14 protein-coding genes are annotated in these 19,115 nt (G+C 64.8%); 6 read left to right on the top strand and 8 right to left on the bottom strand.

Translation table 11 applies throughout. From position 1 onward, the window contains the following. Positions 1-3 precede the first annotated feature (3 nt). The 5 genes from NKG59_RS20795 to NKG59_RS20775 all read left to right on the top strand — a co-directional run bounded on the left by NKG59_RS20795 (position 4) and on the right by NKG59_RS20775 (position 6,601). Entirely contained in the window at positions 4-1,419 is a 1,416-nt protein-coding gene (locus NKG59_RS20795; RefSeq protein WP_253540748.1) for a CheR family methyltransferase, read from the top strand. After that, positions 1,400-2,101 (top strand): chemotaxis protein CheW, encoded by a 702-nt coding sequence (locus tag NKG59_RS20790; RefSeq protein ID WP_253540744.1) that lies wholly within the window; start codon positions 1,400-1,402, stop codon positions 2,099-2,101. The genes NKG59_RS20795 and NKG59_RS20790 overlap by 20 nt, the downstream gene beginning before the upstream one ends. Beyond that, positions 2,098-4,428, top strand: coding sequence for a hybrid sensor histidine kinase/response regulator (locus NKG59_RS20785; protein ID WP_253540742.1), 2,331 nt, complete (start codon positions 2,098-2,100; stop codon positions 4,426-4,428). The genes NKG59_RS20790 and NKG59_RS20785 overlap by 4 nt, the downstream gene beginning before the upstream one ends. Next, on the top strand, positions 4,425-5,432 hold the full coding sequence (gene cheB, locus NKG59_RS20780) for a chemotaxis response regulator protein-glutamate methylesterase (protein WP_253540739.1): 1,008 nt from the start codon (positions 4,425-4,427) through the stop codon (positions 5,430-5,432). The genes NKG59_RS20785 and cheB overlap by 4 nt, the downstream gene beginning before the upstream one ends. 113 nt (positions 5,433-5,545) lie before the next feature. Then, the gene (locus tag NKG59_RS20775; RefSeq protein ID WP_301288224.1) at positions 5,546-6,601 is read left to right on the top strand and encodes a diguanylate cyclase domain-containing protein; all 1,056 of its coding nucleotides are present in this window, start codon (positions 5,546-5,548) and stop codon (positions 6,599-6,601) included. Between the two features lie 51 nt (positions 6,602-6,652). Here NKG59_RS20775 and NKG59_RS20770 read toward each other — a convergent pair whose 3' ends face one another. From NKG59_RS20770 to NKG59_RS20755, 4 genes are all read right to left on the bottom strand, one after another. Continuing rightward, complete coding sequence (locus tag NKG59_RS20770; protein ID WP_253540737.1) at positions 6,653-9,322, bottom strand: bifunctional diguanylate cyclase/phosphodiesterase; 2,670 nt, start codon at positions 9,320-9,322, stop codon at positions 6,653-6,655. Between the two features lie 253 nt (positions 9,323-9,575). After that, positions 9,576-11,702, bottom strand: a complete 2,127-nt coding sequence (locus tag NKG59_RS20765) for a 3-hydroxyacyl-CoA dehydrogenase NAD-binding domain-containing protein (protein WP_253540735.1) — start codon at positions 11,700-11,702, stop codon at positions 9,576-9,578. A gap of 13 nt (positions 11,703-11,715) precedes the next feature. Continuing rightward, the gene (locus NKG59_RS20760) at positions 11,716-12,921 is read right to left on the bottom strand and encodes an acetyl-CoA C-acetyltransferase (protein ID WP_253540733.1); all 1,206 of its coding nucleotides are present in this window, start codon (positions 12,919-12,921) and stop codon (positions 11,716-11,718) included. Positions 12,922-12,948: 27 nt separating this feature from the next. Further along, positions 12,949-14,091 (bottom strand): acyl-CoA dehydrogenase family protein, encoded by a 1,143-nt coding sequence (locus NKG59_RS20755; protein WP_253540731.1) that lies wholly within the window; start codon positions 14,089-14,091, stop codon positions 12,949-12,951. Between the two features lie 100 nt (positions 14,092-14,191). Here NKG59_RS20755 and NKG59_RS20750 point away from each other — a divergent pair, with 100 nt between their 5' ends. Further along, a complete protein-coding gene (locus NKG59_RS20750; protein ID WP_253540990.1) occupies positions 14,192-15,211 on the top strand; it encodes a GlxA family transcriptional regulator in 1,020 nt (339 codons plus the stop codon). A gap of 4 nt (positions 15,212-15,215) precedes the next feature. On the opposite strand, the gene NKG59_RS26440 is transcribed toward NKG59_RS20750, so the two are convergent. From NKG59_RS26440 to NKG59_RS20735, 4 genes are all read right to left on the bottom strand, one after another. After that, positions 15,216-15,350 (bottom strand): hypothetical protein, encoded by a 135-nt coding sequence (locus NKG59_RS26440; RefSeq protein ID WP_004632518.1) that lies wholly within the window; start codon positions 15,348-15,350, stop codon positions 15,216-15,218. A gap of 46 nt (positions 15,351-15,396) precedes the next feature. Then, complete coding sequence (locus NKG59_RS20745) at positions 15,397-15,789, bottom strand: tautomerase family protein (protein ID WP_253540729.1); 393 nt, start codon at positions 15,787-15,789, stop codon at positions 15,397-15,399. Between the two features lie 55 nt (positions 15,790-15,844). After that, positions 15,845-16,261 (bottom strand): MarR family winged helix-turn-helix transcriptional regulator, encoded by a 417-nt coding sequence (locus NKG59_RS20740; RefSeq protein WP_045205663.1) that lies wholly within the window; start codon positions 16,259-16,261, stop codon positions 15,845-15,847. A 603-nt stretch (positions 16,262-16,864) separates the two neighbouring features. Then, the gene (locus NKG59_RS20735; RefSeq protein ID WP_253540726.1) at positions 16,865-19,051 is read right to left on the bottom strand and encodes a TonB-dependent siderophore receptor; all 2,187 of its coding nucleotides are present in this window, start codon (positions 19,049-19,051) and stop codon (positions 16,865-16,867) included. Between the last annotated feature and the right edge of the window lie 64 nt (positions 19,052-19,115).

Raw genomic sequence — 19,115 nt, 5'->3', positions numbered from 1 at the left:
GTCATGGTGGCCGTTGATCCCCGCTTTGAAGCCTGGCTCTCGCACGAGACGGGCATTGACGCGCCGTCGCTTGGTGCGAACACGCTGGAGCGCGCCGTGCTGGACCGCACGCGCGCAATGCTGGCCGAGCGCGGCATGCCGAACACCGTGGACGCAGCGGCGCTGGACGCGTACTGGCTGCGCCTGAACACCGCCCCGGAAGAACGGCAGGCCCTGATCGAAGCGCTGGTCGTGCCCGAGACGTGGTTTTTCCGAGACCGCGAGGCCTTCGTCACGCTGGCGCGCGTGGTGGGCGAAAAACTTGCGCGCGTGCCGATGCGCCTACTGCGCATCCTGAGTGCGCCGTGCTCGACCGGTGAAGAGCCGTACTCTGCAGCGATGGCGCTGCTCGATGCAGGCATCGACCCCGCGCGCTTTACCATTGACGCGATCGACATCAGCGCGCGCGCCATTGAACAGGCAAGGCGTGCGGTGTACGGGCGCAATGCTTTCCGAGGCCACCCGCTGACCTTCCGCGACCGGCATTTCACCGAGGTCGACGGCGGCTGGCAGTTGAGCGACACCGTGCGCGGGCTGGTGCGCTTTGCTCAGGCCAACCTGTCGGACGCACCGGCCGATGACACACGCTACGACTTCATCTTCTGCCGCAACGTGCTGATCTACTTCCACCGCGATGCGCAGGATCAGGCGATTCGCCGGCTCGATTCACAGCTGGCGGAAGACGGCATGATCTTCGTCGGCCCTGCTGAAACGGGCCTGATGATGCGTCATGCGATGAGCTCTGCGCGCATTCCGCTGGCGTTTGCGTTTCAACGCACGGCGGCCAGTGAAACAGGTGTTCGGGCGCCGTTGCCATTTCGCTTGCCACTGCCGCCCGAGCATGCGGCTCCGGTGGTGGGGTTGCCCGGCGTGGCGTTGCCGTCGGTGCCTGTGCGCCCTGTAGCGGTGCGCGCGCCTGCGCCCTCCAGGCACAATCCTGGGCCCAGCCTTGCCGAGCGGCCGTCGCGTCCGACCATTCCCGAGATCGACACCGTGCTGCGCGAGCCGGCCACCGTGGCCGACGCACGGCGGCTGGCCGACGCCGGCAATCTTGACGAAGCCGAACGTGTGGCGCTGGAGATCGCCAACCTGCGCGCCCCCGAAGCCGATACGTTCTACCTGCTCGGCCTGATTGCCGATGCGCGCGGGCGCCAGGCAGATGCAGGGAATTTCTACCGCAAGGCGCTGTACTTGGAACCCGCGCATTACGAAGCGCTGACCCACCTGGCCGCGCTGCTCGACGTTGCCGGGGATACCGTGGGCGCACGCCAGCTCATGCTGCGTGCGGAGCGCGCCCTGGCGCGCCAGGACAAGACCCCATCTGCACTCTCCGGAACCCCGGAGCACTCACGAGGAACGCATGGCGCACGCCGTCCATGACCACGCGGGCGTTACCACGCTCGTTGATGACTGCTGGAACCGCATCGGCACGCGTGGCGATCAATCTTGCCCGCGCCTGCCTGAGTACGCGCGCTGCCTGAACTGCCCCATCTTTGAAGAGGGAGCCGCTGCGCTGCTGGATCGTGCGCTGAGCGATGCAGATCTGGAAGCCGCGGCGCTGGCCCATCGCACGGCCGCGCCGCTGCGTACGCTGGAGCAGGCGGGCGCGGAGCTGGCCGTGCTCGTATTCCGTATCGCCGACGAATGGCTCGCGCTGCCGGCCACCGCGCTGCGGCAGATCGATACGCCGCGCGCCATCCACACATTGCCGCATCGGCGTAACCGGGTGGTGCTGGGGCTGGTCAACATTCGCGGGGCGCTGACGGTGGCGGTGTCGCTTGGCGAGTTGCTGGGGCTGGATCAAGCGGGCAGCAAGCACGCCGGGCGCAATGGTTATGCGCGGCTCTTGGTGGCTGCACACCGCGATGAACCGGCCGTCTTCCCGGTGGATGAAGTGGAAGGCGTGCTGCGCTTTCCGGCCACCGCGCTGCTGCCGGTGCCGTCCACGCTCACGCACGCGACCACGGCCCACGCACGCGGCGTGCTGGCGTGGCGCGATGCCACCATTGGCCTGCTTGATACCGACCGCGTGTTCGACTCGATTGCCCGGAGCCTGCGATGAGCATGGATGACGATCTGGGCCGCCAATCCTTGCTGGCGCTGTTCCATGAGGAAGCGCAGACGCAGACGCGTGTGCTGTCCACCGGACTGCTGACGCTGGAGCGTACGCCCGCCGATGCCGCCGCGCTCGAAGCCTGCATGCGTGCGGCACATTCGCTCAAGGGCGCGGCGCGCATCGTCGGCCTGCAGGACGGTGTAGACGTTGCGCACCGCATGGAAGAATGGTTCGTGGCAGCGCAGCACGGCACGCTGGTACTAACCGGTGCGCATATCGACGTGCTGCTGCGTGGCACCGATCTTCTGCTGCGTGTCGGCCTGCCTGCTACGGGCGGGCAGGTGCCGCGAGCGGAGGTCGATGCCGTGCTGGCTGCGTTTTCCGCGCCGGAGAGCGCCGCCGCCGCACGCGCAGCTACAACGTTTGCCGAACCGGAGCCCGCCACCGAAGACGCCACGCTGCAGGCCGCGATGGCGCTGCTCAATGCCGAGGTGGCGGCGCTCTCTACGCCTCCGGTGCCGCCACCCGAACCCGCTGCACCCGCACCGCAACGTGCGCCCATCGGCAGCACGAGCGATTCGCATCGCATGCTGCGCGTGCGCGCCGACAACCTCGATCGTCTGCTGAGCCTGTCGGGTGAATCGCTGGTGGAGTCTCGCTGGCTCAAGCCGTTTGGCGAATCGATGTTGCGCGTCAAACGCACGCACCGTGCGGCAGCGCTGGCGCTCGATACGCTTTACGAAACGCTGGTCGAGCGGCTCGACCAGCATGCCGACGCCGACATGCACGCTGCGCTGAACGACGTGCGCCAGATGCTCAGCCACATGCAGCAGACACTGGGCGAGCACATCGACGATCTCGACCGCTTCGATCGTCGCAGCACACACCTTGCTCAGCAGCTGTACGACGAGGCATTGCAGTGCCGCATGCGGCCGTTCGGCGATGCTACGCATGCCTATCCGCGCGTGGTGCGCGACCTGGCACGCTCACTGGGCAAGCAGGTGCGCTTCACCATCGTCGGCGAGGCCACGCAGGTCGACCGCGACATTCTCGACATGCTTGACGCACCGCTTGGCCACCTCCTGCGCAACGCCGTCGACCATGGCGTGGAAACGCCCGCAACCCGAGAGGCACAAGGCAAGCCAGCGGAAGCCGGCATCACGCTGGAAGCACGCCACAGCGCGGGCAAACTGCTGATTACCGTAGCCGATGATGGCGCCGGTATCGACCTGGAGGCGGTGCGTGCAGCGGTGGTACGGCGCGGGCTGTCCGATGCCGAGACCGCCAGCCGCCTGTCGGATCACGAGTTGCTCGACTTCCTGCTGCTGCCGGGTTTCTCGATGCGCGAGCAGGTGACGGATGTGTCCGGACGTGGTGTCGGGCTCGATGCCGTGCACGAGATGGTCAAGGCGGTGCGTGGCACTGTTCGCATCCACAACGAGCCGGGGCGCGGCACGCGCTTCATGCTGCAGTTGCCGCTCACGCTGTCGGTGATCCGCAGCTTGCTGGTGGACGTAGGCGGTGAGGCGTATGCGTTTCCACTGGCCTACGTGCGGCGCACGCTTGAGCTGGGCCGCGCCGAGATCGACATGCTCGAAGGCCAGCAACATTTCCGCTTCGAGGGCCGCCCGACGGGATTGGTGACGGCGCACCAGTTGCTCGGTACGCAACCCCCGGGCGAAGCGCGCGAGAGCGTGCCGGTGGTCGTGATTGGCGAGGGCGCGGAGACATACGGCATTGCTGTCGACCGCTTTCTGGGCGAGCGCATGCTGGTGGTTCAGCCGCTGGATGCTCGGCTTGGCAAGGTGCGTGACATTGCCGCCGGTGCGCTGATGGAAAACGGCGATGCGGTGCTGATCGTCGATGTCGACGACCTGCTGCGTTCAGTCGACAAGCTCGTGCGTGGCGGCCAGCTCGACAAGGTGCAGCGCGGGCAGGGCGTGACCGTGCAGCAGCGCAAGCACGTGCTGGTGGTGGACGATTCGCTCACGGTGCGCGAGCTGGAACGCAAGCTGTTGGAAAAACGCGGCTACGCCGTCACCGTGGCCGTAGACGGCATGGACGGTTGGAACGCCTTGCGCGGCGCAGACTTCGACCTTGTCGTTACCGACATCGACATGCCGCGCATGGATGGCATCGAACTTGTCACGCTCATCAAGCGCGACGCCGCGCTCAAGGCGCTGCCCGTGATGGTGGTGTCCTACAAGGACCGCGAGGAAGACCGCCGCCGTGGCCTGGATGCCGGCGCGGATTATTACCTCGCCAAAGGCAGTTTCCACGATGAAGCGCTGCTCGACGCAGTGCGCGACCTGATTGGAGAAGCGCGGACATGAATATCGGCATCGTCAACGATATGCCGCTGGCCGTTGAAGCCATGCGCCGCACGATCGCACGCCGGCCCGAGCACCGCGTGCTGTGGGTGGCGACCGATGGGGCGCAGGCCGTCGAATTTTGCGCTGCGCAGCCGCCCGACGTGGTGCTGATGGATCTGATCATGCCCCGCTTTGATGGCGTGGAAGCCACCCGACGGATCATGGCGTCGCGCAATCCGTGCGCGATCCTGGTGGTGACCAGCAGCGTGGGTGCTAACGCGTGGCGCGTGTACGAGGCGATGGGCGCCGGTGCGCTGGACGCCGTGGATACGCCCACGCTCGGCGGTGGTCCGGATGCCGGCGCCAACCACCCGCTGCTCACCAAGATCGATCAGATTGGCCGCCTGCTGGATAAACCCGTGGTGCCGAGGCCGTGTGCGGGCACCCCCGCGCGTGATGGCTCGGTGCCTCTGGTGGCCATCGGCGCCTCTGCCGGTGGGCCCACCGCGCTGGCCGCCGTGCTGGGCAAACTTCCAGCGGAGTTTGCCGCGGGCATTGCCGTGGTTCAGCACGTTGACCAGGCCTTCGCAGCCGGGATGGCCGAATGGCTGAACGGCCAGACTGCCCTGAAAGTGCGCGTGGCCGTGGAAGGCGACCGCCCGCATGCAGGCGAGGTGCTGCTCGCGGCCACCAATGACCACATGCATGTGCTGCCCGGCGGTACCTTCGGCTACACGCATGAGCCGGCCAGCACGCCCTATCGGCCGTCGGTCGACGTGTTCTTCCACAGCGTGGTCGAGCACTGGCGGGGCAACGCCATCGGTGTACTGCTTACGGGCATGGGCCGCGACGGCGCCATCGGCCTGAAGGCAATGCGCGCCAAGGGTTACCACACCATCGCGCAGGACGCGGCCACCAGCGCGGTGTACGGCATGCCCAAGGCCGCGGCTGCGCTGGATGCGGCGCGCGCCATCCTGCCGCTTGACCGCATCGCCGACGAACTCATCGCGCTCGTGCGCGCCTGAAGCACGCACGAGCCATCGCCATGACACACATAACCAGAAACGGGGAGCATCACATGACCAACCAACCACCTGAGATTCCGGATCATCCGGATGGTGCTGACCAGAATAAGCCCATGCCTGCAGCGGAAGCCGCGTTGGAGGCCGCACGCGCGCTGTTGCGTACACCGGCAGCTGCCGATGTGCCAGTGATGGTGCTGCTGGTGGACGATCAGGCCATCGTGGCCGAGGCCATTCGTCAGGCGCTGAGCAGTGAAGATCGTATCGATTTCCACTACTGCGCGCGCTCTGACGAGGCGATGATCGCCGCCATCCAGACGCGTCCCACCGTCATCCTCCAAGACTTGGTGATGCCGGGCACCGACGGCCTGACGCTGGTGCGCGACTATCGCGCCAACCCGGTGCTGCGCGACGTGCCGATCATCGTGCTGTCGACCAAGGAGGAGCCGGTCATCAAGAGCGCTGCGTTTGCAGCGGGCGCCAACGACTACCTTGTCAAATTGCCGGACCGCATCGAATTGCTGGCGCGTATCCGTTACCACTCGCGCTCGTACGTCAACCTGCTGCAGCGTGACGAGGCGTACCGCGCGCTGCGCCAGTCGCAGCAGCAGTTGCTCGAAGCCAATCTGGAACTGCGCCGCCTGACCAACTCCGATGGCCTGACCGGCTTGGCCAACCGCCGCTATCTCGACGAATACCTGAGCGCGGAATGGCGGCGCGGCGCACGCGAGGGCACGACGCTGTCGTTCCTGATGATCGATGTCGACAACTTCAAGCTCTACAACGACACCTACGGCCATGTGGCCGGGGACGAGGTGCTCAAGCGCATCGGCAGCACGGTGGAAGCGTGCCTGGGCCGCCCCGGTGACTTGGCGGCGCGTTTTGGCGGAGAGGAGTTTGCCGTCGTGCTCCCCGGCAACAGTGCCGAGGGGTTGAAGCTGCTGGCAGAGAAGATCCGCGGTGCGATCGAGACCCTGCAGGTGCCGCACCTGCATTCGTCCACTGGCGACTACGTAACGGTCAGCATCGGCGGCGCGCTGGTGAATCCGGTGCACGACGTGCCGACCACCACGCTGATCGAAGCCGCCGACCTTGCGCTGTATCAGGCCAAGCACGAAGGCAAGAACCGCACCGTGGTGGGCGCGGGTTCACGTGCGGCCCGGGGCGTCTAGTAGCTGCAAGCCATACGGGCCGAATGATCGAAGCGGCCTGCGCCGTGGTACCTAGGTTTCGGCAAGCTGGCTTTTGGCCACAAAGGCTTCAAACGCGGCGGGCGGCACCGGCGGGCAGAAGAGGTGGCCCTGGCCGTAGTCACAGCCCGCCGCCACCAGGATCGCCTTCTGCTCCTCGGTCTCAATCCCTTCGGCAATGACCTTGATGCGCAGCGCGTGCGCCATGCTTACGATGGCGCTGCACAGTGCGATGTCTTTTGGGTCGTGCGCGAGGCTGCGCACGAACGACTGGTCGATCTTGATGTAGTCGATATCAAAGCGCTTCAGGTACGAGAGCGACGAATACCCCGTGCCGAAATCGTCGAGTGCAATATCCACACCCGCGCGCCGGAATTCGTGCAGGTGCTCGATCACCTCCGCGTTGTCGTCCATCAACGAGCCTTCGGTTATTTCAACGACCAGACTGTGCGGCGGAAGCCCCCGGCGCTCCACCACCTTGGGCCACGATTCGGTGCCCGACTGGTGCGCGCGGAACTCCAACGGCGACTTGTTGACCGACACCTGCATCGTGTTGTCGAGCGTGGCCTGCCAGTGCGTGAGCTGGTCCAGCGCTCTGTTCAGCACCCATTTGCCGATCTCGACGATCAGCCCGGTGTCCTCAGCCACCGGAATGAAATCTCCCGGATCGATCTCGCCTCGCACGGGGTGCGTCCAGCGGATCAGCGCCTCTGCCTTGCGGACCTTGCCCGTGAGCAGATCGACGATGGGCTGGTAGTGCACCGCAAGCTGCCCGTGCGCGAGCGCCACGCGCAGGTCGCTGGTCACGCGCAGGCGTTCCTGTTCGGCGCGCTGCAATGCCGGGGTAAAGACGGCCCATTGATTCCGTCCCGCGCTCTTGGCCGCGAACATGGCCTGGTCTGCGCGCACGAGCAACGATTCTGCGGAGTCGGCATCACGCGGGTACAGCGCCACCCCGATGCTGGCCGACACTTCCACGCTTTCCTGGCCAAGCTGCAGCGGCGTGGCAATGCGCGCGAGCAGGCTGCGAATGATGGGCGTGACCGCCCCGGCATCGGACAGGTCTGGAAGGATGATGGTGAACTCGTCGCCCGCCAGCCGCGCGACCGTATCGGTGCCGCGCACGATGGCGGAGATGCGCCGGGCGATCTCCTTGAGCAGAACGTCGCCCTGATCATGGCCGAGCGTGTCGTTTACTTCCTTGAAACGGTCCAGATCGATGAACAGCAACGCCAGTTGTGTAGACGTCTGCCGCGCCCGCGCAATCTCCTGCCGCAGGCGGTTGTAGAACATATGCCGGTTTGGCAGATCGGTAAGCGCATCGAAATTCGCCTGCCGCCAGATCACCTCTTCGGCGCGCTTCTTCTCCGTCATGTCGTGGATGAGCGCAACCCGGCGTGGCTCGCCCAGCGTGCTGTCTGCAAAGGTGTCGATCGTGAGCAGCGCGGGGAATTCGCTGCCGTCCTTGCGGCGGATCAGGTATTCGCCGCTCCACGACCCCTTGGTTGCAACGCCCTCGCGCATGGCTTCGATCACAGCCCGCTCGTTGCATTCGGAGCGGATGGCGTCGCTGGACTGACCCTTGAATTCCTGCGCCGAATAGCCCGTGGTGACGGTAAAGGCAGGGTTCACGTCGATCACGCGCCCATCAAGCGTCGTCACCATCATCGCTTCGCTGCTCGATGCATAGACCATGGAGGCCAGGCGCATCTCTTCGATGTGCCGCTTGCGCTCGGCCCCCTGGTAGCGAAGCGTGAAATACAGCAGCGCGAGCAGCAGGGTGGAGCCGGCCGCCTCCACCAGCGCAGTGCGCCGATAGCCGTCGTAAGGCGCGAGCACCGAGGCCACCGACTCGCCCACCAGGAAGTAGAGCCCGATCTCGGGCACATGGTGATAGCCGATGATGCGCTCCACGCCGTCGGTGCCCGATACCACGCGGTAGTTACCTGTTCCCAGTGCACCCGGCTTGTTGAACTGCCGGGCGCGCGGCGGTTTTTCGATACCCGCGGTCGGGTTGGGCACGCGGGCCAGGACCTGCCCAGACTCGCGGATGATCGTGGCAGCCCCGTCCTTGCCAATCGCAAGCGTATTCGCAAAGCTGGCGAACTGTTCCGGGCTGACCGACACCACGACCACACCGGCAAACTGCCCAGCCCTGAGGATGGGGCGCGTGAACTGGATCGACCACTTTTTCGAGACCTTGCCCTGCACCGGGTCGCTGATGAACAGCACGTCGCGTCCGCCCGATTCCTTGTGCACGCGAAAGTGCTCGCGCTGGCTCAGGTCGAGGCGTTCCGTGGTGGGGCCGATGCTGGAGTAGACCAGCATTCCGTTCTCGTCGATCACGGCCACCTGGAAGGTCAGGTCGCGCACGGCCTCCTGCCGTTCGTGGATGACGTGCTCGAACACGTCGCGACCGGACAGCCAGCTCGCGCGCAGATCGAGCAGGAACTCCGACACGCGTCGCACGCTGCCAAGTGAGTACTCACCAAATGCCCGTGCTTCAACCTGCGTGCGCGCCTGCGCATCACTGATCAGCCTGTCGCGCTCTTGGGTGAGTTGATGGAACGTGAACGTCCAGATGAACAACAGGACCAACACCGCGCCGACGTTCAGCGGCGACAGCAGCGTTCGCCGCCATGCTTGCCACGGCGAGGTATCGGTCGTGCCATCAGAAGAAGCGTTCGATCGTTTTGCGGGCATCCCCACTCCAGCGTTTGCGTGTCCAGTTGTCTGGGGCACGCGCGCAGCGTGCCTGGGCGTCGGCAATTTCAAGTGTCTTCCACTCTATATCGGAGTGAAGCACATGTGTCTTAAGCCGAACGACCGGGCCAGCGAATGGATGCGCAATCGTTTGCTTTTGGGGGCAGGACTCGGGCTTACCCGGGGGTGGTGTTTGGGCGCAACGCTTGTCGGTGAGGCGCCGCGCAGACGGTGCTCGCGCGGCGCCGGAGGGTCAGCGTTCGTAAAACGCGGTATGTTTGTCTGCCATGTCACGCAGCAGGGCGGGGGGCGCGAAGCGGCGGCCGTGTTTCGCAGCCAGCCGATCGCACAGCTCGACAAAGGCGCCCACCCCCATCCGATGGATGTGCGACACCGGCCCGCCCCGGAATGCCGGGAATCCCCAACCGAGCAGCGCGCCCACATCGGCATCGCGCGGTTCGGTCACCACGCGTTCGTCCAGGCAGCGTGCGGTTTCCACGGCCTGCACGGTGATGAGGCGATCGACCAGCGTCTGCACGTCGGGCTGCGCGGCGGCTTTTGGGTATTCGGTCGCCAGCCCGGGCCACAGCGTTTTCTTGCCGCTCTCCGGATAGTCGTAGAAGCCCTGGCCCGCTTTGCGGCCGATGCGGCCCAGCGCCACCATGCGCTCGGCCACGGCTTCGCCCGGGCGCTCGATGTAGGCAACACCCAGATCGGCGCGCGTCTGCTGGTTGACCTTGTGGATCAGCTCGCTCGAAACCTCGTCGATGAGCGCGAGCGGCCCGACGGGCATGCCGGCCAGCAGCCCAGCGTTTTCGATCAATGCAGGCGCCACGCCTTCGGCGAGCATCGCCAGGCCTTCGAGCACGTAGGTCGAAAATACGCGGCTCGTATAAAAGCCGCGGCTGTCGTTGACGACGATGGGGGTCATGCCGATGGCCTTCACGTAATCGAGCGCCTGCGCCAGCGTGGCCCGCGTGGTCTGCCGGGCGACGATCACCTCCACCAGCGGCATCTTGTCGACTGGCGAGAAGAAATGCAGCCCGATGAAGTTGCCCGGCCGCTGGCTTGCCTCCGCCAGCCCCGTGATCGGCAGCGTGGACGTGTTGGACGCGAAGATGGCATCGGGCGACAGCACGGCCTCGGCCTGGCGCGTGACGTCGGCCTTGATTTCGCGCTGCTCGAACACGGCTTCCACCACGAGCCCCGCGCCATCCAGGTCGGCGTAGGACGTGGTGGGCTGAATGCGCGCGAGCAGCGCTTCAGCCTGGTCGGCATGCAGACGGCCGCGCTGTACCTGTTTCTCGACCAGCTTGCGCGAATAGTCCTTGCCGCGCTCGGCGGCTTCTTGCGTGGTGTCGAGCAGCACGACGGGCAGCCCGGCCTTGGCGGTGACGTAGGCGATGCCGGCGCCCATCATGCCCGCGCCCAACACGCCCACCTTGGCGTAGCGGCGCACCGGCACATCGGCGGGACGCGCGGCCAGTTTGTTGGCCGCGTTCAGGCTGAAGAAAAGGGTACGGATCATCGCGCGGGCCTCCGGAGACAGCACCGCTTGCACGAAGTAGCGTGCCTCGGTTTTGAGGCCCGTATCAAGATCGGTGATGAGCCCTTCGTACACGCACGACAGGATGCTGGCCGCCGCCGGATAGTTGCCGTAGGTCTTCTGCCGCAGCATGGCGTTGGCCGCAGTGAATAGCTGCTGCACGGCAGGGCTGGAGATGCCGCCCCCGGGCACCTTGTAGCCCTTGATGTCCCACGGTTGCTGCGCGCGGGTCTGGCCTTCGCCCAGCAGCCACGCGCGCGCGGCATCAACCTCTTCCCCCGCGTTGACGACCGCATCGACAATGCCGAGCTTGAGCGCCTCCACCGCTTTGACGCGCTTGCCTTCAAGCAGCATCGGCAGTGCTTTCTGCACACCAATCAGGCGCGGCAAACGCTGCGTGCCGCCACCACCCGGCAACAGGCCGAGCGTGACTTCTGGCAGGCCGAAGCGCGCGCGGGCGTTGTCGGCCGCCACGCGGTAGTGGCAAGCGAGCGCAATCTCCAGCCCGCCGCCCAGCGTGGAGCCCGGGAGCGCCGCGGCCACGGGTTTGCCGCAGGTTTCCAGCTTGCGCAGCATGCGGTGCAGCTCGCACGTGCGTTCAAACAACGTGGCTGCGTCGTCGCTGGCCTGGAGCCATTCGAGGTCGCCGCCGGCAATGAAATCCGCTTTGGCGGAGGTGACCAGAATGCCTTTGACGCTTGCATCCGTGCACACGCGGTCGATGGCGGCAAAGAAGGCTGCGCAGGTTTCGCCGTTAAGCACGTTCTGTGCGCGGCCCGGCTGGTTCCACGTCAGCGTGGCGATGCCGTCGGTGTCGATGGTGATGTCGATCATGTCAGCACGCTCCTCAAATGCGTTCGATGATGGTGGCGGTGCCCATGCCGGCACCCACGCACAGCGTGGCGAGGCCCGTGCTCGCTCCACGCCGTTCCAGCTCGTCGAGCAGCGTGCCGAGAATCATGGCGCCCGTTGCACCGAGCGGATGGCCCATCGCGATGGCGCCGCCGTTGACGTTGATGCGGTCATGCGGCACGGCCAGCACCTCCATGAAGCGCAGCACGACGGAGGCAAAGGCTTCGTTGAGCTCGTACAGGTCGATGTCGGATGCAGACATGCCGGCGCGCTTGAGCGCCTTCTCTGCTGCGTAGGAGGGGCCGGTCAACATGATCGACGGCTCCGAGCCAATGCTCGCAAAGCTGCGGATGCGCGCACGTGGCTTGAGGCCCGCGCGCTTGCCGGCCTCGCGGCTGCCGATCAGCACGGCCGCCGCGCCATCGACGATGCCCGAGCTGTTGCCGGCGTGATGCACGTGTTCGATGCGCTCTAGCTCCGGATAGCGCTGGCGGATCACCGCGTCAAAGCCGTATTGCTCGCCCAGTTCCGCAAACGACGGTTTGAGCTGTGCGAGCGTGTCCACGGTGGTTTGCGGGCGGATCATCTCGTCGCGGTCGAGCATGGCTAGGCCGTTCTGGTCGCGCACCGGCACGATGGAACCCGTGAACCAGCCGGCTGTGCTGGCCGCATGCGCACGGCGGTGGCTCTCTGCGGCATAGGCATCGACATCGTGGCGGCTGTAGCCCCACTTGGTGGCGATGGTGTCGGCCGACACGCCCTGCGGCACGAAGTACAGCGGGATCGCGGCTGCGGGGTCGACCGGCCATGCGCCACCGCTGGCGCCCATCTGCACGCGCGACATGCTCTCCACGCCGCCGCCGATGGCGAAGTCGCTCTGCCCGGCCATCACCTGCGCGGCGGCCATGTTGCAGGCTTCCAGGCCCGAGGCGCAGAAGCGGTTGATCTGCACGCCGGCCGTCGTCTCGGCATAGCCGGCTGACAGCACTGCCACGCGGCCGATGCACGCGCCTTGTTCGCCCACGGGCTCCACGCAGCCGAGCACCACGTCATCCACGAGCGATGTGTCGAGCTGGTTGCGGTCGCGGATGGCGCGCAGCGCGGTTGCGGCCAGGCGCAGCGGCGTCACACCGTGCAGGCTGCCGTCCTTCTTGCCCTTGCCGCGCGGGGTGCGCACGGCGTCGTAGATATAGGCTTCCATAGCGTTGAGTCCTGAAGGTCGTGCTCGTTAAAGGGTGCGGGCGATCAGCTCTTTCATGATCTCGTTGGTGCCGCCGTAGATCTGTTGCACGCGCGAGTCGGCCCATGCGCGGGCGATGGGGTATTCCCACATATAGCCGTAGCCGCCATGCAGTTGCACGCAGCGGTCCATCACCTTGAATTGCAGGTCGGTGGTCCAGTACTTGGCCATCGATGCGGTGGCGGCATCAAGCTTGCCGGCAAGCTTGAGCGCGATGCACTGGTCAACAAACACGCGCCCGATCTGCACTTCGGTTTTCAGTTCCGCCAGTGCGTGCCGCGCGGTCTGGAAATCGAGGATGGATTTGCCGAAGGCTTGGCGCTCGCGCACGTAGCGCAGCGTCCATTCAAGCGCGCCCTCGGCCGAAGCGATAGCGCCGATGGCAATCTGCAGGCGCTCCCACGGCAGCTCCTGCATCAGGTAGGCAAAACCGCGGTGTTCCTCGCCGAGCAGGTTGCCGGCCGGCACGCGCACGTTGTCGAAGAACAGCTCGGCGGTGTCCTGCGCTTTCATGCCAACTTTCTTCAGGCGCTTGCCCTTGCTGAAGCCCTCCATGCTCGTGTCGACCACGAAGAGGCTCGTGCCCTTGGCGCCGCCTTCGGGCGTGGTACGCGCCACCACGATCACCATATCGGCGTGCCAGCCGTTGGTGATGAAGATCTTTGAGCCGTTGAGAACGTAGTGGCTGCCGTCGCTGCTACGCGTTGCGGTGGTGCGCACGCCTTGCAGGTCGGAGCCCGCGCCGGGTTCGGTCATGGCAATCGCGCCGATCATCTCTGCGCTCGCCAGCCTGGGAAGGTAATGCTGCTTCAATGCCTCGCTGCCGTAGTGCAACAGATAGGGCGCGACGATTTCCGAGTGCAGGCCGAAGCCCAGGCCCGTGGCACCTGCACGGGCAATCTCTTCCATCAGAACGGTGCTGTAGCGGATGTCGGCACCTGCGCCGCCGTAGGCTTCGGGCATGCTGGCGCAGTGGTAGCCAGCGGCGGCCGCTTTTTCCCAGATGGCGCGGTCGACGTAGCCCTGGTCTTCCCAGCGCTCGTGGTGGGGCAGGACTTCCGCGTCGATAAAGCGGCGGACGGATTCTCGAAAGGTGTCGTGTTCTGCATCGAACAGCGTGCGGGCAATCATGGCGGCTCCTGATGGCGGCTCTGGATCGGCGGCGGATGGGTTGCCGTATTTCAACAAGGCCGCGACAATTCCGGTTGATCCGGATCGCCACTTTATTGACATGAAGCGCCAGCCGAAAGCAGCCTCCAAACGCCACGGTGTGCACGCGCGGGCGCGCATCGCCATCCTGCTGCCGCCTCGCCTGTTTGCCGGCTACGTGTTTCTCACTCAAGAGATGCTGCTGGTGGCGGGCACCATGCAGGCGCGCAGCGTGGACGTGATGGGAAGCCGGCTCTTCGACATTGATCTGCTGTCCGCCGACGGTGCCTCCGTATCGAGCTTTGGCAATATGCCCGTGCCCGCCACCGCCGCGCTGGTCGATACCGCTTATGACGTCGTGATCGTTCCCGCACAGTTCGCCCCGGAGGCGGCGTTGGACGTGGAAGAGGCGCGCATCGCCGGTTGGCTGCGCACGCGCTATGACGCCGGCGCCCTCGTGGTTGGCATGAACGCGGCGCCGCTGTTTGCCAAGGCTGGACTGCTTGATGGTTGTAGAGCGACCGGGCTGGCGAGTGAGCGCGCCTGGTTTGCCCGGCATTTTCCCGACGTGCGTTACACGCCGGACCAGCCTCTGGCAGTGGATGGCCGCATCATCACCGTCAGCGGCATCAACCCCGCCGTGGACGCCTGCGCGTACATCATCGATCACTGCTGCGGGGTGGGTGCATCTCGCCGGATGTTGCGCACGGCGCTCACGCAATCGCTGCCGTCATACGAGCACATGGCCGTGTGGACGGCGCAGTTCAAGCGCCACGGCGATGCGGCCATCCTGGCCATCCAGGAAATCCTGGAGCGGGAATTGGCCGTGCCGCCTGCATTGACGGAACTGGCAGCCCAGGCAGCGATGAGCGAGCGCACCTTGACGCGCCGTTTTGCCGCCGCCACGGGCAGCAACCTGCGGCGTTACGTGGCGACGCTGCGGTTGGAACTGGCAGCGTTTCTGCTGCGCACGGGCCGACTGCCCCTCGATCACATTGCCGATGAATGCGGCTACGGCAGTGTCAGCGCACTGAGCCGCGCGTTTTCTGCCGGCCAGGGTTGCAGCCCCCTGCAATACCGGGCGCAACAGCGCACGCGCTAGAGCGTTACGGACGCAGAAGATCGAAGCCAGCCAGCAACACCACGCCCGAGAGCGCGGTCAGCGGCAACGAATGTTGGCCAAAGTACAGCAAGGCGGCGGCCAGCCAACTGGCCGCGAAGAAAGCGCTCATGCGGTTCATGATTTCACCTGTTCTTTGTTGGGTGGGAGCGACGCGATCGACACATTTACGCGTGCTGGTAGCGGTACTCCTGCGTCTTGCCGCCGTAGCCGTAAGCTGCGGCGCGAACGTCCTGCACATAGATATAGCTCTCTTCATGCAGATTGCCGAGTAGCTCAGCAAAAGCCGTGAACGCCTCGGCGATGTATTGCGCCTTCTCTGCCTTGGTATTCGTTTCGTCCGTCACCTTGATGTCGAAATAGATGCTGTTCTTGCCTTGCGCGGCCAGCGTCTGCCCGCCGACGATCCAGTCTTCCGGGTCCACATAGTCGATGGCGATGGCTGTGACCTTCGGGTCTTTGCCCAGGATGCGAGAGGTGAGTTCCAGCAGCGTGCTGGAGATCTTCTGCGTCATTTCCGCAGAACGTTGGGCGCTGACTTTGACGTTGAGGATGGGCATGATCGTTTCCCTTATTAGTTAGCAATGCAATTATTTAATCAAAAAAAAAGGACGCTCATGTCAGGGTGGAGCGCACACCTCGGATCTTCGTCACCGTATCGGTGAACTCGTTGCTGCCCAAAACGCGCTTCAACCTTGCGGTGACGGCGCCGCTCGCCTCGTTCAACGCTGCACCGATCTTGACCGCTTCCCGCGTCGGAAAGATGGCGGTCTCGCGGCCGTCGGCTTCCGTTTTGCGGCGCTCAATCAAGCCCTTGGCCTCCAGGCCATCCAGCGCGCGCGTTGCCGTGGGGCGTGTGACGGACATCGCTTCCGATAACTCGCTTTGCAGCATGCCCGGGCGGTCGACGATTGCGCGGAGCATGAAGCCTTGCGGCGGCGTGAGATCGAAAGGCGCGAAGGCGTCTGCCCAGACGCGGTCGAGCTTGCGGGCCAGGGCGGTGGTGTTGAAGTAGAGGCAGTGGTCGAACATGGTGAAGTGGATGGTAGGTTAGGATGGTTAGATATGCAACTTGTTTTTTTGTTTTTGTGGTCCATCCCTCTTTCGTTCCCTGCCGGGACCGACTTACTTTTCTTTGTCTTGCCAAAGAAAAGTAAGCAAAAGAAAGGCGCGCCCGAGATGGCGAAAGACTCCTTGAATTTGCGTAACCGGGCGGAGGTGGGGAAAACTCGCTTCGCTCAGACAGTTCCCCACCTTTTTTCCGCCCGCTTACGAAAATTCAAGGCGCCATCAAGGGCTCCACGTCAGAAGAGAAAAGCCAACCCGTCGCGAGGTTGGCCTTGTCGTCCTGGCAGGTGCCCAGAGGGGGTGGCTTTTTTGTTTTGACTTTCCTGCCCTAGATGGCGCCTTGAATTTCTGTTGCAGGGAGGAAAAAGAGGGGAGGCCTGTCTGAGCGAAGCGAGTTTGCCTCCCCTCCCTCCCTGCGACAGAAATTCAAGGGGAAGTCGCCATCTCGGGCGCGCATTTCTTTGCTTACTTTCTTTGGGCAAGACCAAAGAAAGTGAGTCAGCCCCGGCAGGGGATGAAACAGGGGATGCACCACCAAGATCAAGCTCCGAACCAAAAACCAAAACATCAAAAATAAACCGTAGCACTAGCCCTAAACGTCCGAGGCGCCCCCTGCACAAGAATGAACCCCCAGCTCGGTAACCAGTACTTCTCATTCGTCAGGTTGTCGACATTGAACCGCAGCGTGACCGGCTTGCCGCTCACCTTGGTCGAATACCGCGCCCCCACATCAAACGTGTGATACCCCGGCACGATGTTGCTGTTGTTAGCCTCCAGCGCCGAGTTGCCGACGTACTGGCCGCCCGCTGACAGCACGAGCCCCGGCACCGGCGGCACGGCATATTCCACATACGCCGTCGCCTTGAAGCGCGGCGACCCATAGGCGCGTTTGCCCAGCACGGAGGCATCGGACTCCGTGTTCTCCGAATTCATGAACAGCACCCCGCCCAGCAGCGTCCAGTCACGTGCGAGCTTGCCGCGTGCGCTTAATTCGAGCCCGCGATAACGCGTCATGCCGTCTTGCGTATAGACGTTGTCCGGCCGCAGATACGCCAGTCCGCGCTGCACCTGGAACAGCGCCGCGCCGAATGTCCAGTCGTGCAGTTCGGCCTTGGCGCCCACCTCCACCTGCTTGCTTTTGAGCGGCCCGAATACCGTGCCTGCGTTGACTGCTGTGATCGGTGCGCTGGCGCCCGCTTCAAGCGATTCCACGTAGCTCGTGTACAGCGTCACCGGCTGCACGGGTTTGAACATCACCGCCAGCGTGGGCGTGATCGGCTCGCGGTTGTACTTGGCTGAGGTGCTGCCGTCGGCGTTGTAGCCGGTCTGGTTGAAGCGTGTGTAGCGCAACCCGCCAAGCACCGACCACTGCTCGCTGAATTTGACCGTGTCGCTGGCAAAGACGGCGGTCTGGTCGATACGGGATGTGCGAGCCAGACCGTCGGACGAGGGCACCCGCATCGGTGTCGCCCCAGACGACACGAACGCCGACGTGTCGTACAGATTGCCCGTGCCGAGCAACGTGGAAGCAAAGCCGCCCGTGGCTTGTGTGAGGCTCTGCCACGACGTGCCGAAGACGAGGTCGTGCTCTATCGAACCCGTGCGCACTTTGCCGTTGGCCATCACCTGCGCCTGGCTGTACTGGTAGCGCTGGTACGAGCTGTACTGCAACTCGCTGAAGTTGCCTGCGTTGTCGGTCAGCTGGATCGCGCTGTCGGCGTTGCCGCGGTTCTGCTGCGTGTAGCGATAGGCAGCGCGCACGTTCCAGTCGGGCGTGGCGGCCCAGTTGAGTTCAGTGCCGACGGATTTGATCTCGGTCTCGTAATACGAGCCTGGTGATGACACACGCTGGCTGCCGTCAATGGCACGGGGCGTGCGCACGAACTCCGTCACCGGCACACCAAAATCCTGGCCGGGGATGATGCCGTAGTACGCACCCTGCACGTTGCGCTGCATGTACAGGCCATCGAACGACCACTGCAGATCCGGCGTGATGCGCGCATCGAGCGCCAACGATGCGGAGTCGCGCTTGATATGGCCGCCGTCGACAAAGGTGTCGCCTTCTTCATGCACCACCCCAACGCGGGCGCCCAGCGCCTTGGTCGGGCCGAAGCGCCCACCCACATCCACCGATTCCTTGAGCGTGCCGCCGCTGGTAAAGCCGAACGTGGCGCTGCCGCCAAAGGTGTTGGTGGGGCGCTTGGTCACGAAGTTGGCGATGCCGCCGGGCGTGCCGAAGCCATACATGAATCCCGACAGGCCTTTGAGCAGCTCGACGCGTTCGAAGTGTTCGAGCGGAACATCGCTGCCCCAGTTGGGCACGGCCAGGCCGTCGACCTTGTAGCCCTCCAGTAGATCCAGCTGCAGGCCGCGGATGGTGATGTTTGATGCCTCGCCGATGTAACCGTCGTTGTTGGCGGTGACCGCCGGATCGCCTTTGAATACCTCGCCGATGGTCTGCGCCTGTCGGTTCTGAATCAGTTCTTGCGTGGCAACGTTGATGGTGAACGGTGTGTCGAGCACAGCCTTGTCGCCCAGTGCGCCGGTGCTGGCCTGCTTCGCGCCATAGGCAGCAGGTTTGCCTGCAGTGACTTGCGTGGCGGGCAGGTCGACCTGCGTGGTTGTCTGCTGCGCCTGCGCCGATGCGCCTGCACCCATGGCAGCGAATGCCAGCGCGAGCCGGCGCACCAACGGCGTAGGTCGAAGGAAGGCGATAGGACGGCGTGAAGCGGGTAATAAAGCAACGGCTCGCATGATCAAGCTCCCCTGGATCAATGTTGTGGACAGGCGTGCGCAGTCCCGCGCGAGCCGGCGGGCG

Origin of the sequence: Ralstonia chuxiongensis (assembly GCF_024158925.1) — a bacterium.
In the GTDB taxonomy this organism is placed as follows: Bacteria; Pseudomonadota; Gammaproteobacteria; order Burkholderiales; family Burkholderiaceae; genus Ralstonia; species Ralstonia chuxiongensis.
The sequence above is the reverse complement of the archived record's forward strand: the minus strand, read 5'-3'. Positions and strand labels throughout refer to the sequence as shown.

Bases quoted from the DNA above. Each gene is read 5' to 3' on its own strand.
- NKG59_RS20765 (WP_253540735.1), bottom strand. From the start codon at position 11,702: ATGATCGACATCACCATCGACACCGACGGCATCGCCACGCTGACGTGG.
- NKG59_RS20770 (WP_253540737.1), bottom strand. From the start codon at position 9,322: ATGCCCGCAAAACGATCGAACGCTTCTTCTGATGGCACGACCGATACC.
- NKG59_RS20760 (WP_253540733.1), bottom strand. From the start codon at position 12,921: ATGGAAGCCTATATCTACGACGCCGTGCGCACCCCGCGCGGCAAGGGC.
- cheB (WP_253540739.1), top strand. From the start codon at position 4,425: ATGAATATCGGCATCGTCAACGATATGCCGCTGGCCGTTGAAGCCATG.
- NKG59_RS20790 (WP_253540744.1), top strand. From the start codon at position 1,400: ATGGCGCACGCCGTCCATGACCACGCGGGCGTTACCACGCTCGTTGAT.
- NKG59_RS20740 (WP_045205663.1), bottom strand. From the start codon at position 16,261: ATGTTCGACCACTGCCTCTACTTCAACACCACCGCCCTGGCCCGCAAG.
- NKG59_RS20735 (WP_253540726.1), bottom strand. From the start codon at position 19,051: ATGCGAGCCGTTGCTTTATTACCCGCTTCACGCCGTCCTATCGCCTTC.
- NKG59_RS20775 (WP_301288224.1), top strand. From the start codon at position 5,546: ATGCCTGCAGCGGAAGCCGCGTTGGAGGCCGCACGCGCGCTGTTGCGT.
- NKG59_RS20785 (WP_253540742.1), top strand. From the start codon at position 2,098: ATGAGCATGGATGACGATCTGGGCCGCCAATCCTTGCTGGCGCTGTTC.
- NKG59_RS20750 (WP_253540990.1), top strand. From the start codon at position 14,192: ATGAAGCGCCAGCCGAAAGCAGCCTCCAAACGCCACGGTGTGCACGCG.
- NKG59_RS20745 (WP_253540729.1), bottom strand. From the start codon at position 15,789: ATGCCCATCCTCAACGTCAAAGTCAGCGCCCAACGTTCTGCGGAAATG.
- NKG59_RS20755 (WP_253540731.1), bottom strand. From the start codon at position 14,091: ATGATTGCCCGCACGCTGTTCGATGCAGAACACGACACCTTTCGAGAA.
- NKG59_RS26440 (WP_004632518.1), bottom strand. From the start codon at position 15,350: ATGAACCGCATGAGCGCTTTCTTCGCGGCCAGTTGGCTGGCCGCCGCC.
- NKG59_RS20795 (WP_253540748.1), top strand. From the start codon at position 4: ATGGTGGCCGTTGATCCCCGCTTTGAAGCCTGGCTCTCGCACGAGACG.